The 14,277-nt window shown below is 55.1% G+C and carries 15 protein-coding genes; 8 read left to right on the top strand and 7 right to left on the bottom strand.

Annotated elements, in window-relative coordinates; all coding sequences use genetic code 11:
• Positions 1–47: 47 nt before the first annotated feature.
• The 5 genes from pcnB (at position 48) to panD (ending at position 4,104) form a co-directional block, all read left to right on the top strand.
• On the top strand, positions 48–1,448 hold the full coding sequence (gene pcnB, locus B9Y90_RS17180; RefSeq protein ID WP_217808987.1) for a polynucleotide adenylyltransferase PcnB: 1,401 nt from the start codon (positions 48–50) through the stop codon (positions 1,446–1,448).
• On the top strand, positions 1,445–1,924 hold the full coding sequence (gene folK, locus B9Y90_RS17175) for a 2-amino-4-hydroxy-6-hydroxymethyldihydropteridine diphosphokinase (RefSeq protein ID WP_085541988.1): 480 nt from the start codon (positions 1,445–1,447) through the stop codon (positions 1,922–1,924). The genes pcnB and folK overlap by 4 nt, the downstream gene beginning before the upstream one ends.
• A gap of 44 nt (positions 1,925–1,968) precedes the next feature.
• Positions 1,969–2,763, top strand: coding sequence for a 3-methyl-2-oxobutanoate hydroxymethyltransferase (gene panB, locus B9Y90_RS17170; protein ID WP_039290361.1), 795 nt, complete (start codon positions 1,969–1,971; stop codon positions 2,761–2,763).
• A gap of 13 nt (positions 2,764–2,776) precedes the next feature.
• Positions 2,777–3,631, top strand: coding sequence for a pantoate--beta-alanine ligase (gene panC, locus B9Y90_RS17165; RefSeq protein WP_085541987.1), 855 nt, complete (start codon positions 2,777–2,779; stop codon positions 3,629–3,631).
• Between the two features lie 92 nt (positions 3,632–3,723).
• Entirely contained in the window at positions 3,724–4,104 is a 381-nt protein-coding gene (gene panD, locus B9Y90_RS17160) for an aspartate 1-decarboxylase (RefSeq protein WP_008461846.1), read from the top strand.
• A 41-nt stretch (positions 4,105–4,145) separates the two neighbouring features.
• On the opposite strand, the gene B9Y90_RS17155 is transcribed toward panD, so the two are convergent.
• The 4 genes from B9Y90_RS17155 to B9Y90_RS17140 form a co-directional block, all read right to left on the bottom strand.
• Entirely contained in the window at positions 4,146–5,396 is a 1,251-nt protein-coding gene (locus B9Y90_RS17155) for a polysaccharide deacetylase family protein (RefSeq protein WP_085541986.1), read from the bottom strand.
• Positions 5,397–5,489: 93 nt separating this feature from the next.
• A complete protein-coding gene (locus B9Y90_RS17150) occupies positions 5,490–5,921 on the bottom strand; it encodes a PTS sugar transporter subunit IIA (RefSeq protein WP_039290353.1) in 432 nt (143 codons plus the stop codon).
• Between the two features lie 116 nt (positions 5,922–6,037).
• Complete coding sequence (locus B9Y90_RS17145; protein ID WP_039290350.1) at positions 6,038–6,808, bottom strand: ABC transporter permease; 771 nt, start codon at positions 6,806–6,808, stop codon at positions 6,038–6,040.
• A complete protein-coding gene (locus B9Y90_RS17140) occupies positions 6,805–7,731 on the bottom strand; it encodes an ABC transporter ATP-binding protein (protein WP_008461839.1) in 927 nt (308 codons plus the stop codon). The genes B9Y90_RS17145 and B9Y90_RS17140 overlap by 4 nt, the downstream gene beginning before the upstream one ends.
• 97 nt (positions 7,732–7,828) lie before the next feature.
• Between B9Y90_RS17140 and can the strand changes: the two genes are divergently transcribed.
• Positions 7,829–8,509: a carbonate dehydratase gene (gene can, locus B9Y90_RS17135; protein WP_008461838.1), complete on the top strand. Its 681-nt coding sequence runs from the start codon at positions 7,829–7,831 to the stop codon at positions 8,507–8,509.
• 66 nt (positions 8,510–8,575) lie between these two features.
• Here can and hpt read toward each other — a convergent pair whose 3' ends face one another.
• On the bottom strand, positions 8,576–9,112 hold the full coding sequence (gene hpt / locus B9Y90_RS17130) for a hypoxanthine phosphoribosyltransferase (protein WP_008461837.1): 537 nt from the start codon (positions 9,110–9,112) through the stop codon (positions 8,576–8,578).
• Between the two features lie 181 nt (positions 9,113–9,293).
• On the opposite strand from hpt, the gene B9Y90_RS17125 reads away from it, so the two are divergent.
• The gene (locus B9Y90_RS17125; RefSeq protein WP_085541985.1) at positions 9,294–11,699 is read left to right on the top strand and encodes a glucose/quinate/shikimate family membrane-bound PQQ-dependent dehydrogenase; all 2,406 of its coding nucleotides are present in this window, start codon (positions 9,294–9,296) and stop codon (positions 11,697–11,699) included.
• A gap of 36 nt (positions 11,700–11,735) precedes the next feature.
• Here B9Y90_RS17125 and cueO read toward each other — a convergent pair whose 3' ends face one another.
• Positions 11,736–13,328, bottom strand: a complete 1,593-nt coding sequence (gene cueO / locus B9Y90_RS17120; protein ID WP_085541984.1) for a multicopper oxidase CueO — start codon at positions 13,326–13,328, stop codon at positions 11,736–11,738.
• Between the two features lie 144 nt (positions 13,329–13,472).
• Between cueO and B9Y90_RS17115 the strand changes: the two genes are divergently transcribed.
• Positions 13,473–13,820, top strand: coding sequence for a YacC family pilotin-like protein (locus tag B9Y90_RS17115; protein ID WP_008461833.1), 348 nt, complete (start codon positions 13,473–13,475; stop codon positions 13,818–13,820).
• An 87-nt stretch (positions 13,821–13,907) separates the two neighbouring features.
• Here B9Y90_RS17115 and yacL read toward each other — a convergent pair whose 3' ends face one another.
• Positions 13,908–14,270: a protein YacL gene (gene yacL, locus B9Y90_RS17110; protein ID WP_039290342.1), complete on the bottom strand. Its 363-nt coding sequence runs from the start codon at positions 14,268–14,270 to the stop codon at positions 13,908–13,910.
• Positions 14,271–14,277: the final 7 nt, after the last annotated feature.

The raw sequence follows: 14,277 nt of genomic DNA, 5'->3' as shown, positions 1-14,277 counted from the left end.
AGCCGCTGTTTTTTTTGTCCCTATGATTGACACTGCCGAGGTGGACTATTTTTACCCGAGTCGCTAATTTTTGCCGCAAGGTGCTTAACCGCGATGACGTCGTGGTCGAGGAGACCGAAACTCTCCCGCACATTACTGTTATCCCGCGTGACCAGCACGCTATTTCCCGCAAAGATATCAGTGAAAATGCCCTCAAGGTGCTCTACCGTTTAAACAAAGCAGGCTACGAGGCCTACCTCGTCGGCGGCGGCGTCCGCGACCTGCTGCTGGGCAAAAAACCGAAAGATTTCGACGTCACCACCAGCGCGACGCCGGAACAAGTTCGCAAACTGTTCCGTAACTGCCGCCTGGTTGGCCGCCGTTTCCGCCTGGCTCACGTCATGTTCGGGCCTGAAATCATCGAAGTGGCCACCTTCCGCGGCCATCATGAAGAGCAGCAGTCTGCCGACCGTCAGACCTCGCAGCGTGGCCAGAACGGCATGCTGCTGCGTGATAACATCTTTGGTTCTATCGAAGAAGATGCCCAGCGTCGTGACTTCACTATCAACAGTCTTTATTACAGCGTGGCCGATTTCTCCGTGCGGGATTACGTCGGCGGCCTGAACGATCTGAACAAAGGCATTATTCGTCTGATTGGCGACCCGGAAACGCGCTACCGCGAAGATCCGGTGCGAATGCTGCGCGCCGTGCGCTTTGCCGCCAAGCTGGATATGACCATCAGCCCGGAAACTGGCGAACCGATTCCCCGCCTCGCCACGCTGCTTAACGATGTGCCCCCGGCGCGTCTATTCGAAGAGTCGCTCAAGCTTCTGCAGGCCGGATACGGGTTTGAAACCTACCAGCTGCTGCGTGAATATCAGCTCTTCCAGCCGCTGTTCCCGATCATCACCCGCTACTTCACCGAGCAGGGCGACAGCCCAATGGAGCGCATTATTGCGCTGGTACTGAAGAACACCGATACCCGCATTCACAACGATATGCGCGTGAACCCGGCGTTCCTGTTTGCGGCAATGTTCTGGTATCCACAGTTGGAAATGGCGCAAAAAATCGCCCAGGAAAGCGGCCTCGCTTACTACGACGCCTTTGCATTGGCGATGAATGAAGTACTGGATGAAGCCTGCCGCGCGCTGGCGATTCCAAAACGTATTACTACGCTGGTGCGTGACATCTGGGGTCTGCAGCTTCGCCTGTCCCGCCGCCAGGGTAAACGCGCCTGGAAGCTGATGGAGCATCCTAAGTTCCGGGCGTCTTACGACCTGCTGGCGCTCCGCGCGGAAGTCGAGAACAACCAGGAACTGCTGCGTCTGACCAAATGGTGGGGCGAGTTCCAGGTGGCTGCGCCGCCAATGCAAAAAGATATGCTGAACGACCTTGGCGATGAGCCTGCCGCACGCCGCCGCACGCGTCGCCCGCGCAAACGCGCGCCACGCCGTGAAGGTAATTCATGACCCTCGCGTATATCGCGCTGGGCAGTAACCAGGCGTCGCCGCTGGAGCAGGTTTCATCTGCCCTTGACGCCCTGGCCGCCATTCCACAAAGCCGAATGGTGGCCACTTCTTCGTTTTACCGCACTCCCCCGCTTGGCCCGCAGGATCAACCAGATTATCTGAATGCTGCCGTGGTGCTGGACACCGACCTGTCTGCCGAAGCTCTTCTGGATCATACTCAGCGTATTGAACTGGAGCATGGCCGCGTGCGCAAAGCTGAGCGCTGGGGGCCGCGGACGTTAGATCTCGATCTTATGCTGTTTGGCGATAAGGTGATGCACACCGAACGCCTGACCGTGCCTCATTACGACATGAAGAACCGCGCGTTTATGCTGGTTCCTCTACTGGAAATAGCACCGGAATGCCGCTTTCCCGACGGGCAGTCTGTTGCCGCGATACTGGCTAGCCTCTCCCAGGAGGGCATTACTCGCTGGTAAACAGCGCGCCCGTATCCTGTTCTAACCTTTCTCCGGGGATGATGATGAAACCCACTACCACCTCCACCCTGCGTAAGCTCAAGCAGGACAACAAGAAATTCGCCACCCTTACCGCCTATGACTTTAGCTTCGCTAAGCTGTTTGCAGACGAAGGCGTCGGCGTTTTGCTGGTTGGCGATTCGCTGGGCATGACGGTGCAGGGCCACGACTCTACGCTGCCGGTCACGGTGGCAGACATTGCCTACCACACTCGCGCTGTTCGCCGCGGCGCACCAAACTGCCTGCTGCTGGCCGACCTGCCGTTTATGGCCTACGCCACGCCGGAGCAGGCGTTTGCCAACTCCGCAGAGGTGATGCGAGCCGGGGCTAACATGGTGAAAATCGAAGGCGGGCGCTGGCTGGCTGATACGGTGAAAATGCTGACGGAGCGCGCCGTTCCAGTTTGTGGGCATTTGGGGTTAACGCCGCAGTCGGTCAATATTTTTGGCGGCTACAAAGTTCAGGGTCGTGACGAGCAGGCCGCGCAAACGCTGCTGGACGATGCTTTAGCGCTCGAGGCCGCAGGTGCCCAACTGCTGGTGCTGGAATGTGTTCCCGTTGAGCTGGCTAAGCGCGTAACCGAAGCGCTTTCTATCCCGGTGATTGGCATCGGCGCGGGCAATGTCACGGACGGGCAAATTCTGGTCATGCATGATGCCTTCGGGATAACCGGCGGCCACATTCCTAAGTTTGCGAAGAATTTCCTTGCTGAGACCGGCGATATTCGCGCCGCGGTGCGCCAGTACATTAGTGAAGTCGAATCCGGCAGTTACCCGGGCAACGAACACAGTTTTTACTGACAGGAGACAGGTTGTGCTGATTATCGAAACGTTACCGCTGCTGCGTCAGCAGATTCGCCGCTGGCGCCAGGAAGGCAAGCGCATTGCTCTGGTGCCGACCATGGGCAACCTGCACGATGGGCACATGACGCTGGTAGAAGAAGCCAAAGCCGTTGCTGATGTGGTCGTGGTCAGTATTTTCGTTAACCCGATGCAGTTTGACAGGCCGGACGACTTAGCCCGCTACCCGCGCACTCTGCAGGAAGATTGCGAAAAGTTGAATCGCCGCAAGGTGGATATGGTCTTTGCCCCGGCGCCGGTTGACGTTTACCCTCAGGGTCTCGACACGCAAACCTTTGTGGATGTGCCAGGCATCTCCACCATGCTGGAAGGCGCCAGCCGCCCAGGGCATTTCCGTGGCGTATCCACCATCGTCAGCAAACTGTTCAACCTCGTGCAGCCCGACGTCGCCTGTTTTGGCCAGAAGGATTATCAGCAGCTAGCGCTGATCCGCAAAATGGTCGCCGATATGGGTTACGATATTGAGATTATTGGCGTGCCGACCGTGCGCGCTAAAGACGGCCTGGCGCTCAGCTCGCGTAATGGTTACCTGACCGCAGATCAGCGTAAAATCGCCCCGGGATTAAGCAAGGTAATGAACGGCCTGGCTGATAAACTGCGCGGCGGCGACCGGGATACCGAAGAGATGCTGATTCTCGCGGCTACAGAACTGAACGAAAAAGGTTTCCGTTCTGATGACCTGCAAATCCGCGATGCCGACACATTGTTGGAGCTGTCAGCGGAAAGCAAACGTGCGGTGATCCTGATGGCGGCCTGGCTCGGTCAGGCCCGACTGATTGATAACGTCACCGTCGATCTGGCGCAGTAGACAGCCCAAATAAAAAGGGCAATACTGCCTCGAATATCCACGGCGCGGGTGATATCCGCGCTTTTTAAGCCCAGTAACAAAGGTTCAAGTTTATGATTCGCACCATGCTGCAAGGCAAGTTACACCGCGTCAAAGTGACTCAGGCGGACTTGCATTACGAAGGCTCCTGCGCCATCGATCAGGACTTCCTTGAGGCGGCAGGCATTCTGGAATATGAAGCCATCGACATTTACAACGTCACCAACGGGAAGCGTTTTTCTACCTACGCTATCGCCGGTGAACGCGGCTCTAAAATCATCTCCGTCAACGGCGCGGCGGCACACTGCGCTGACGTCGGCGACATCCTGATTATCGCCAGCTACGTCACTATGCCAGATGAGCAAGCTCGCAGCTGGCAGCCAAAAGTGGCCTACTTTGACGGTGAGAATGAGATGAAACGTCTCGCAAAAGCCGTGCCGGTTCAGGTCGCGTAACAACCGCCCCTCTCCCCACTCGGGAGAGGGAATTGGTTAGCTTACGACTCAGGCTGATTAGTAATTGTCCTCGACATCGTCTCCAGCGAATCCGTCCTCATAATATAAAGCCGCTTCAGCAGGAACGGATTATCTCCCGGTTTCACCTTCCCACGTACCGTGGTTACCGCCATATGGAACCCTGCGTCGTTGGCCGCTTTCACCGCAACATCGTTATAGCCGCCAAACGGATAAGACAGGTAAAGCACGTGCGGATTAAACTGCGACAGCGCGCGGCGCGAGTGCTCAAAATCAAACAGGATATTGTGGTAGCTGCGGCTCAGAAGAATCGGGCGGCGGTAGTTATCCACGCGATGCAAAAAATGCGTGTGTGACTGAATATCGAACACGCTCTGAATCGCCTCCAGCTCAGAAATACTCATAAACTGCAGAGACTTTGGATTCCACGGCTGTGGATGGCGCTTAATGCGCGACGAGATAATGTAAGCCGTCGCTTTAAAGCCGTACTGTTTCAGAATCGGGAACGCGTAGCGATAGACTGATTTCAACCCGTCATCAAAGGTGATCACCACCGAGCGAGCCGGGAGGTTCATACGGTTACGCAGGTAACCTTCCAGCTGATACATCGTCAGCGTGGTGTAGCCCATATCACGCAGCCAGGTCATCTGGTTGCTGAACGCCACCACCGAGGTTGTCGTCGACGTATGGCGGAAACGCGTATTTTCCTCATCACGCAGAATATGGTGATAGGTCAGAACCGGAATGCCGTTATCCGGCTGCGCGTCCAGACTGCTGATGTAGCCCAGGCGGTTACCGATGCGGATTTGGTACCAGGTCTGGTTCAGGCGATCTTTGAGTTTGCCGATGATCGGGTAACGCAGGTTATCTGCCAGCGTGCCGAACACCGCTGACGACGTTGCCGGCTCGCTATAAATAGCCACGTCGCGGAAGGTGATCAAGTTTTGGTTACTCAACGGATTGTTGAGATCGCCCAGCCGGTCTTCCACTCGCTGCTTGCCTTTTACCGGGCCAAGATGCGCCTTGTCGATAAACCCGGTACCGAAGCCGAAATTAAACTCGTAGTAGTCTGCGGGCGTCGGCACCACCGCCAGGATTTGCCCCTGGCCGATACGGCCTACGGAAATCACATTATCACCAACCTGCGCCCAAATATCGGCATCTTCGGTGGTTTGCATATACTGGGCGGGGGTGTCATGGCTACTGAGCAGGCTTGCCTGGGCAGTTCCGATGCTGATGACCAGCATGACGCAATAAACAAGGCGAGTTAACATGGCGAATTAATCAGTTTTTTGTCGGAAAGACAGAAGGAAGTCATTAGTTTAGCAAAAGACGGGTGAATACCAACCCCGAACAAATAGATACCCTTAATATTTGTGCAGCAATACAAACGGCGGGTTCTTTTGCTGCTGATGCCAAAGGCTGGTCACCGCATCCCCGCCCTGCTCCACAATAAGCAGCCGAAAAGCTTCGCTGGAGATATTTTCCCGCTGTTCACGCATCGCTAAAAGCAGCGGCAGCGTTACCCCGGCGATAACTTCGCAATGCTCATGCTTATGGTTCATCAATGCCGCCGCCCGGTAAGGTTCCGCCCCGCTGATATCGGTCAGAAAGATCACGCCGTCGCCCGAGTCACAGTGGTGAAGGGCATCACACATCATCCGGCTGAGCATATTGGTGCTTAACCCGCGCCAGAAATTCACCGCGCAGCACTGAGGCTGTGGGCCAAAGCGCTGTTCGAGAGCATCCAGTATCTTTTGTGCGTAGTCGTCGTGTCCGGCAATGACCCAGCCAAGCATAAAATCTCTCCTGTTTACGGAGCGACAGTGTGCCAGAACGCTGAATAAGTAGCCTGATGCGTATCAATTTGGCGTAAAAAAATCCCCCTGAAAAGGGGGGATTTAATCAGAAACGATTAGGTTCGGAGTCCACGGCCGCGCTGGATGAGATACCAGCACAGCAGGTAAAACACGGCAATAAAGATTACTAGTACGCCGACGGTAGTTACCAATGGCACATCGGTAATGCCCAGGAAACCAAAACGGAAGCCGCTAATCATGTAGACGATCGGGTTCAGGTGCGAGAGCGCCTGCCAGAACGGCGGCAGCAGGGTCAGGGAATAAAACACCCCGCCGAGATAGGTCAGCGGCGTCAGCACAAAGGTCGGGATCAGGCTGATATCATCGAACGTTTTGGCAAAGACGGCGTTCAGCAGACCGGCCAGCGAGAACAGAATAGCCGTCAGCACCAGCGTCAGCGCCACGAACAGCCAGGAATGCACCTGGAACGGGACGAAGAACAGCGACACCGCCGTGACCAGAATGCCCACGCACAGACCACGCGCGACGCCGCCGCCAACATAGCCTGCGATGATCACATGCGTAGGTACCGGCGCCACCAGCAGCTCTTCAATGTTACGCTGGAACTTCGCGCTGAAGAATGAGGAAGCGACGTTGGCATAGGCGTTGGTGATCACCGCCATCATGATCAGGCCCGGCACGATGAACTGCATATAGGTGAAGCCATGCATTTCGCCGATACGCGAGCCAATCAGGTTACCGAAGATAATGAAATACAGGGTCATGGTGATGACCGGCGGAACCAGCGTCTGGATCCAGATACGGGCGAAGCGGTGAACCTCTTTGGTCCAGATGCTTTTCAGCGCCACCCAGTACAGCTGCATCATGCCTGATCCCCTTGTTTACCGTTTACCAACGTCACGAACAACTCTTCGAGACGGTTAGCTTTGTTACGCATACTCTGCACCTGAATTCCCTGCGCGCTTAGCTGGCTAAACACGCTGTTAATCCCCTGCTCACGCAGAACTTCAACTTCTAGCGTGGAGGTATCCACCAACCGATACTGATAGCCATCCAGCTTAGGTAGTGGGCTCTTCGGTGCCAGATCCAGGATGAAGGTTTCTGATTTCAGCTTGGAAAGCAGCGATTTCATCGACGTGTTCTCTACCAATTCACCGCGCTGGATAATACCGATGTTGCGGCACAGCATTTCGGCTTCTTCCAGATAGTGGGTAGTCAGAATAATAGTAGTGCCTTTGTCGTTGAGATCTTTCAGGAAGCCCCACATAGAACGGCGCAGTTCAATGTCTACGCCAGCGGTTGGTTCATCCAGAATCAGCAACTTAGGTTCATGCATCAACGCACGGGCAATCATCAGGCGGCGCTTCATCCCCCCGGATAACATACGCGCACGTTCGTTGCGTTTTTCCCACAGATCGAGCTGTTTTAAATACTTTTCGCTCCGGGCTATCGCTTCACTACGCTCAACGCCGTAGTAGCCTGCCTGATGCACGACGATCTGCTGCACCGTCTCAAACGGGTTGAAGTTGAATTCCTGGGGAACCAAGCCAAGCTGGCGTTTGGCGTTGACCACGTCTTTTTGCAGATCGTATCCAAACACCCGCACGCGGCCGGAGGTTTTATTCACCAACGAGCTGATGATACCGATGGTGGTGGATTTTCCCGCACCGTTAGGGCCGAGCAGCGCATAGAAGTCGCCCGCCTCAACACGAAGATCTATCCCGCGCAGCGCCTGAACGCCGCCGGGATAGGTTTTCGTTAACTGTTCCAGTTCCAATGCAATTGTCATGGGTATTCGCTTACCTTATTCGGTACTTGTTTATAAATTTGCTGAGTTACCCTATATTACCCCATCGCACTTCTCGGGTGACAGGCGTTAACCTCACATGAAAGACATTGATTCCCTTATCAGCAATAATGAACTTTGGTCAAAAATGCTGGTTGAGGAAGACCCCGGTTTCTTCGAAAGACTTGCCCAGGCACAAAAACCCCGCTTTCTCTGGATTGGCTGCTCCGACAGCCGTGTTCCCGCCGAACGCCTTACTGGCCTGGAGCCAGGCGAACTCTTTGTTCACCGTAACGTGGCGAACCTGGTTGTTCATACCGATCTGAATTGCCTTTCCGTTGTGCAGTACGCCGTAGACGTCCTTGAAGTTGAGCACATTATTATCTGCGGTCACTACGGCTGCGGCGGCGTTCAGGCTGCGGTCGAAAACCCGGAGCTGGGCTTAATTAACAACTGGCTGCTGCATATCCGCGACCTGTGGTTCAAGCATAGTTCGCTCTTAGGGGAACTGGCACCGGAACAGCGGATGGATACGCTCTGTGAACTGAACGTCATGGAGCAGGTGTACAACATCGGCCATTCCACCATCATGCAGTCAGCCTGGAAACGCGGCCAGAAAGTCACGGTTCACGGCTGGGTTTACGGTATTCACGACGGCCGCCTGCGCGACCTTGAGGTAACGGCCACCAGCCGCGAGTCACTCGAGCAGGGTTACCGCAGCGGCATAGCCAACCTGAAGAATACCCACCATAGCCATCGGAATCGCGCAGCTTCGCAGTAATTCCGTGAAAAGTGGATAGCAAAAAGGGCCTTTTAAGGCCCTTTTATGTTAGCGTGCGACGATTGATTACTCGTCGAGCATCACAACTTTGCCAACGAACGGCAGGTGGCGATAACGCTGGGCATAGTCGATGCCGTAACCAACGACGAATTCGTCCGGAATAGAGAAGCCAACGTATTCAACGTTGACGTTCACTTCGCGGCGGGTCGGTTTATCCAGCAGTGTACAAATGGCCAGAGATTTTGGTTCGCGCAGGCTCAGGATCTCACGCACTTTGCTCAGGGTGTTGCCGGAGTCGATAATATCTTCCACGATCAGCACATCTTTCCCGCGGATGTCTTCGTCCAGATCTTTCAGGATCTTCACATCACGAGTGGTGGACATGCCGCTACCGTAGCTTGATGCGGTCATAAAATCGACTTCATGGGAAACCTGAACTTCACGGCACAGATCCGCCATAAACATAAATGAACCACGCAGCAGACCCACCAGCACCATATCACTGCCGCTGTCGCGATAGTGTTCGGTGATTTGACGACCCAACTCAGCGACACGGGCTTTGATCTCCGCTTCCGGGATCATCACTTCAACAGTATGTTTCATATCTCTAACCATATGATTTAAAAACAAATCATTTAATGCTGGTTCACCTGCAGCCAACACAAAATATTGAGGCGTGGAGTATACCAGCAAATCGCCTTCACATCCCCACTTCAAAAAAAAGCCATAAATGTGACAACCATCACACTTGTTAATAACTATAATTAAATGCTATCAAACCTTTATGAGTGTGATAATTGTGAAAATAAATAAAACCGGATCGCAACTATTTGTGACCCTCTCAGCCCTCTTCGCTGTAATTTGCGGGCTCTATTTACTCTTTGGCGGGATATGGTTAGTGGCTATCGGCGGGTCGTGGTACTACCCGATCGCCGGCCTGGTGATGCTCGGCGTCGCCTGGCTGCTGTGGAAGAGCAAAGCTTCTGCGCTTTGGCTCTACGCGGCACTGCTGCTGTGTACGATGGCCTGGGGCGTCTGGGAGGTCGGCTTCGACTTCTGGGCGCTGACGCCACGCTGCGACGTGCTTGTCTTCTTCGGCGTCTGGCTTCTGTTGCCGTTTGTGTATCGCCGCCTGGCGATACCGGCAAGCGGCGCGGCGGCATCGCTGGTGGTTTCCCTGCTGATTACCGCCGTCGTGCTGGTCTGGGCGGGCTTTAACGACCCTCAGGAGATCAACGGTACGCTGAATCTGGATAATGCCGCAGCTACCGCTGACTCTGCCATTCCTGATGCCGACTGGCCAGCTTATGGCCGCAATCAGGAAGGGCAGCGTTTCTCTCCGCTCAAGCAGATCACCACGCAAAACGTGGGTCAGTTGAAGGAAGCCTGGCGCTTCCAGACTGGGGACGTTAAGCGTGCTACCGACCCGGGTGAAATCACCAACGAAGTCACCCCGATCAAAATCCGCGACATGCTTTACCTGTGCACCGCGCACCAGCAGCTGTTCGCGCTGGATGCCTCTACCGGGAAAGAAAAGTGGAAGTTTGACCCTCAGTTAAATACCGACCCTTCATTCCAGCATGTGACCTGCCGTGGCGTTTCTTACCACGAAGCCACCGCGGATAACGCCTCTCCGGATGTCGTGGCCGACTGCCCTCGCCGCATCATTCTGCCGGTGAACGATGGCCGCCTGTTCGCGCTTAACGCCGATACCGGCAAGCTGTGTGAGAGCTTTGCGAACAAAGGTATTCTGAACCTGCAGACCAACCAGCCGGTGACCACGCCGGGTATGTACGAGCCGACCTCACCGCCTATCGTCACCGACAAGGTGATTGTGATTGCCGGCGCAGTGACCGACAACTTCTCTACCCGTGAGCCTTCCGGCGTGATCCGTGGTTTTGACGTTAATACCGGTAAACTGCTGTGGGCGTTTGACCCTGGCGCGAAAGATCCAAACGCTATCCCGGATGATGAGCATCATTACACGCTGAACTCGCCGAACTCGTGGGCTCCAGCGGCATATGACGCAAAACTGGACCTGGTTTACCTGCCGATGGGCGTGACCACGCCAGACATTTGGGGCGGCAACCGCACGCCAGAGCAGGAACGCTACGCCAGCAGCATCGTGGCGTTGAATGCCACCACCGGTAAGCTGGCCTGGTCCTATCAGACCGTCCACCACGATCTGTGGGATATGGACATGCCTGCCCAGCCAACGCTGGCGGATATCACCGACAAAAACGGCAACAAGGTACCGGTTGTCTACGCCCCGGCGAAAACCGGCAACATCTTTGTGCTGGACCGTCGCGACGGTAAATTAGTGGTACCAGCCCCGGAGCAGCCTGTGCCGCAAGGTGCCGCCAAAGGCGACCATGTTTCCCCTACCCAGCCATTCTCCGAGCTGACCTTCCGGCCGAAGAAAGATCTGAGCGGGGCGGATATGTGGGGCGCGACCATGTTCGATCAGTTGGTCTGCCGCGTGATGTTCCACAGCATGCGCTATGAAGGCATCTTTACCCCGCCTTCCGAAAAAGGGACGCTGGTGTTCCCGGGCAACCTGGGCATGTTCGAGTGGGGCGGGATCTCCGTTGACCCGAATAACCAGGTCGCGATGACCAACCCGATGGCGCTGCCGTTCGTGTCCAAATTGATTCCACGCGGGCCTGGTAACCCAATGGAGCCACCAAAAGACGCGAAAGGTTCAGGCACAGAATCCGGCGTTCAACCGCAGTACGGCGTGCCGTATGGCGTTACGCTCAACCCGTTCCTGTCGCCGTTCGGCCTGCCGTGCAAACAGCCAGCCTGGGGCTACATCTCTGGTGTTGACCTGAAAACCAACGAAATCGTGTGGAAAAAACGTATTGGCACCGTGGAAGACAGCATGCCGTTCCCAACCGGTATTCCAATGAAATTCCGCATGGGGATGCCAATGCTGGGTGGCCCAATCTCCACCGCCGGTAACGTAATGTTTATTGGTGCCACCGCAGATAACTACCTGCGCGCGTTTGATATGCGTGACGGGAAACAGCTGTGGGAAGCGCGTCTGCCAGCCGGTGGACAGGCTACGCCGATGACGTATGAAGTTAACGGTAAGCAGTATGTGGTGATTTCCGCAGGTGGCCACGGTTCCTTCGGTACGAAGATGGGGGATTATATTGTGGCGTACGCTCTGCCGGACGACGCAAAATAAAACATTGCGGGTGGCTCAGGCCACCCGCTCTTTCTTTTATGCGACGGTAAAACCGAGCATCATCCCGGTATCTTCATGTTCCAGCAGATGGCAGTGCGCCATATAGGCCGCTTCCTTTGGTGCAGCATGATCGAACTTCACCAGCACTTCGCTGCGCGCACCTTCTACCTTCACCGTGTCTTTCCAGCCCTGGCGATGCGCCGCCACCGGTTTACCATTTTCGGACAGGATACGGAACTGGGTGCCGTGAATATGGAACGGGTGCAGCATCATGTCGCCTTCCCCGGATATCGTCCACTTCTCGTATTTCCCCTTTTGTGCAGCAAACGCCGGGGTCGCCATATCGAAAGCTTTCCCGTTAATTTTGTTGGCATTGTGGAAATCAAATCCGTGGCTCATGCCGCCGTGATTCATACTCCCCATGCTGCCGTGGTCCATGTTCTTCATGTTGCCATGGCCCATTGCGCCCATATCACCGTGGCCGTCCATCGACATGCCCGCCATGGCCTGCATGCCGTATTTGTCCATCAGTGCCTGCATGCCCATCATGTCGAGCATCGGATCCATCATCAGTTGCAGCCAGCGTTCGGTCACGGCTTCCAGCGAAGGGAGCGCGGGTACGTCAACAAGTTTATCCGGCAGCGTGCCGGAAGCCGCGATAATCAGCGGCTGGATGCGAACCACCGGGGCTGGCTTGTCAAAAGGCGCCACTGTCATGCCCATTTGCTTCACCGGCAGCGTGACGATATCAAATGGCTTGCCGTCACGGGTATCAACCAGCACCTCAAACCGTTCCCCCATCAGAATTTCCAGCTCTGTGACTTTGACTGGCTCTGCCAGCAATCCGCCGTCGCTGGCGATGACGTAAAGCGGGCGATTGTCGCTGGCAGCGATGTTCAATGAACGGGCATTACAGCCGTTAAGCAAACGCAGGCGCAGCCAGCCGCGCGGATTGGTGTGTTGGGGATAAACGGCACCGTTACACAGCAGCGTGTCGCCAAACCAGCCTACGGCCGCACTCATGACGTCCAGCTGGTAGTCAATCTCGCCGTTCTTACCGAAGCGCTTATCTTGAATAATCAGCGGAATATCATCGATGCCCCACTGCTTCGGCAGCATCAATTGAGCGCTTTCGTTGTCTTCAATCAGTACCAGACCACCAAGCCCCATGGCTACTTGATGCCCGGTTTTGCCATGCTGATGCGGGTGGAACCAACAGGTCGCCGCTCGCTGCTGCGGCGTAAAGGTGACGCTGCGTTTTGCTCCAGCGGCAATAACGCCCTGAGGGCCGCCATCAACTTCCCCGCCGACCTCAAGCCCATGCCAGTGCAACGTGGTTTCTTCCGCCAGGCTATTATGAATATCGACCGTGACCGCTTCCCCTTGCGTTAACTTTAACGCCGGGCCAAGCAAAGCGCCGTTATAGCCCCAGGTTGTGGCAGACTTCCCGGCAAAAACGCTCTTTCCTGCGTTTACGGTGAGGCGAATGCTATTTTTAGCATCCGGGGCAAGCAAAGGTGGGATAGGCAACGCCGGACGATCTGCCGCCAGCGCGGCACGGCTCCAGAGTGGCAGCGCGCTGAAAGCCCCCAGCGCCGCGGTATATTTTAAAAAATTACGGCGATGCATAGTCAGTTCCTTTAGTTGGCATACTTGTCGGCGAGCATAAACCTTTCCCTAACGGTAAGGTCAAGTTTTAAGCTCATAATAAATATCGTCGACGCCCATTTAACTGTGTTAACGTTTCGTATCTGAGAAAAAGTGGTAGACGTGATGAAGATGGGAGTTAGGGCGTTATTACTGGGCATTTTGCTGGCTTTTTCTACCAGCAGCCTGGCGCTGAGTGAGTCTGAAGCAGAAGATATGGCCGATCTGACTGCGGTATTTGTGTTCTTAAAAAATGATTGTGGCTACCAAAACCTCCCTAACGGCCAGATCCGACGCGCTCTGGTATTTTTTGCCCAACAAAATCAATGGGATCTCAGCAACTACGATAGCTGGAACATGAAAGCATTGGGTGAAGACAGCTACAAAGATTTGAGCGGTATTGCCATCCCCACGGCAACAAAATGCAAATCTCTGGCGCGCGATTCCTTAAGCCTGCTGGCCTACGTTAAGTAACGCTTTCCCCACCGAGGCTAAACGAATGACCGTGCAACCACGGTCATTGGCTGCAAACGACGTGGAGCACTAACGGCTCCACGTAGGTTAACGCTGCTGCAGAAATTCCCGGTAAGCGTGTACCACCTGCAGGAAGTCCTCTACGCCGCAAAAAGAAAGGCTTTCTTCGTCGTAGTAGCTCATCCCCTCTTCCATCTCATCCCCGGAGATTTCCAGCTGGTTAGCGCGGACGATCACCTCTTCCTCGTCCAGCCACAGGGTATATTCATGCCCGGCACGCTGCCACTGACGCTCGCTGCCTTTCACGGAAAGCACGGCCTGCTCGACTTCATCCAGAAGCGCCAGGTTCTCCTTTACTTCCTCATTAAACCAGTGGCCGACAACCTCGTGCCCCATTGACATACGCACCTTCACCACGCCGGTGATGTCACGCAGAAATTCATAGTCCATCGCTGTT

The sequence above is a fragment of the Cedecea sp. NFIX57 genome, from assembly GCF_900177785.1.
GTDB lineage: Bacteria > Pseudomonadota > Gammaproteobacteria > Enterobacterales > Enterobacteriaceae > Cedecea > Cedecea neteri_C.
Note: the sequence above shows the minus strand (reverse complement) of the source record. Positions and strands in the feature narration are given on the sequence as shown.

Coding starts and splice junctions, on each gene's coding strand:
- folK (WP_085541988.1), top strand. CDS start 1,445: ATGACCCTCGCGTATATCGCGCTGGGCAGTAACCAGGCGTCGCCGCTG.
- panB (WP_039290361.1), top strand. CDS start 1,969: ATGAAACCCACTACCACCTCCACCCTGCGTAAGCTCAAGCAGGACAAC.
- panD (WP_008461846.1), top strand. CDS start 3,724: ATGATTCGCACCATGCTGCAAGGCAAGTTACACCGCGTCAAAGTGACT.
- B9Y90_RS17155 (WP_085541986.1), bottom strand. CDS start 5,396: ATGTTAACTCGCCTTGTTTATTGCGTCATGCTGGTCATCAGCATCGGA.
- B9Y90_RS17150 (WP_039290353.1), bottom strand. CDS start 5,921: ATGCTTGGCTGGGTCATTGCCGGACACGACGACTACGCACAAAAGATA.
- B9Y90_RS17145 (WP_039290350.1), bottom strand. CDS start 6,808: ATGATGCAGCTGTACTGGGTGGCGCTGAAAAGCATCTGGACCAAAGAG.
- B9Y90_RS17140 (WP_008461839.1), bottom strand. CDS start 7,731: ATGACAATTGCATTGGAACTGGAACAGTTAACGAAAACCTATCCCGGC.
- can (WP_008461838.1), top strand. CDS start 7,829: ATGAAAGACATTGATTCCCTTATCAGCAATAATGAACTTTGGTCAAAA.
- hpt (WP_008461837.1), bottom strand. CDS start 9,112: ATGAAACATACTGTTGAAGTGATGATCCCGGAAGCGGAGATCAAAGCC.
- B9Y90_RS17125 (WP_085541985.1), top strand. CDS start 9,294: ATGAGTGTGATAATTGTGAAAATAAATAAAACCGGATCGCAACTATTT.
- cueO (WP_085541984.1), bottom strand. CDS start 13,328: ATGCATCGCCGTAATTTTTTAAAATATACCGCGGCGCTGGGGGCTTTC.
- B9Y90_RS17115 (WP_008461833.1), top strand. CDS start 13,473: ATGAAGATGGGAGTTAGGGCGTTATTACTGGGCATTTTGCTGGCTTTT.
- yacL (WP_039290342.1), bottom strand. CDS start 14,270: ATGGACTATGAATTTCTGCGTGACATCACCGGCGTGGTGAAGGTGCGT.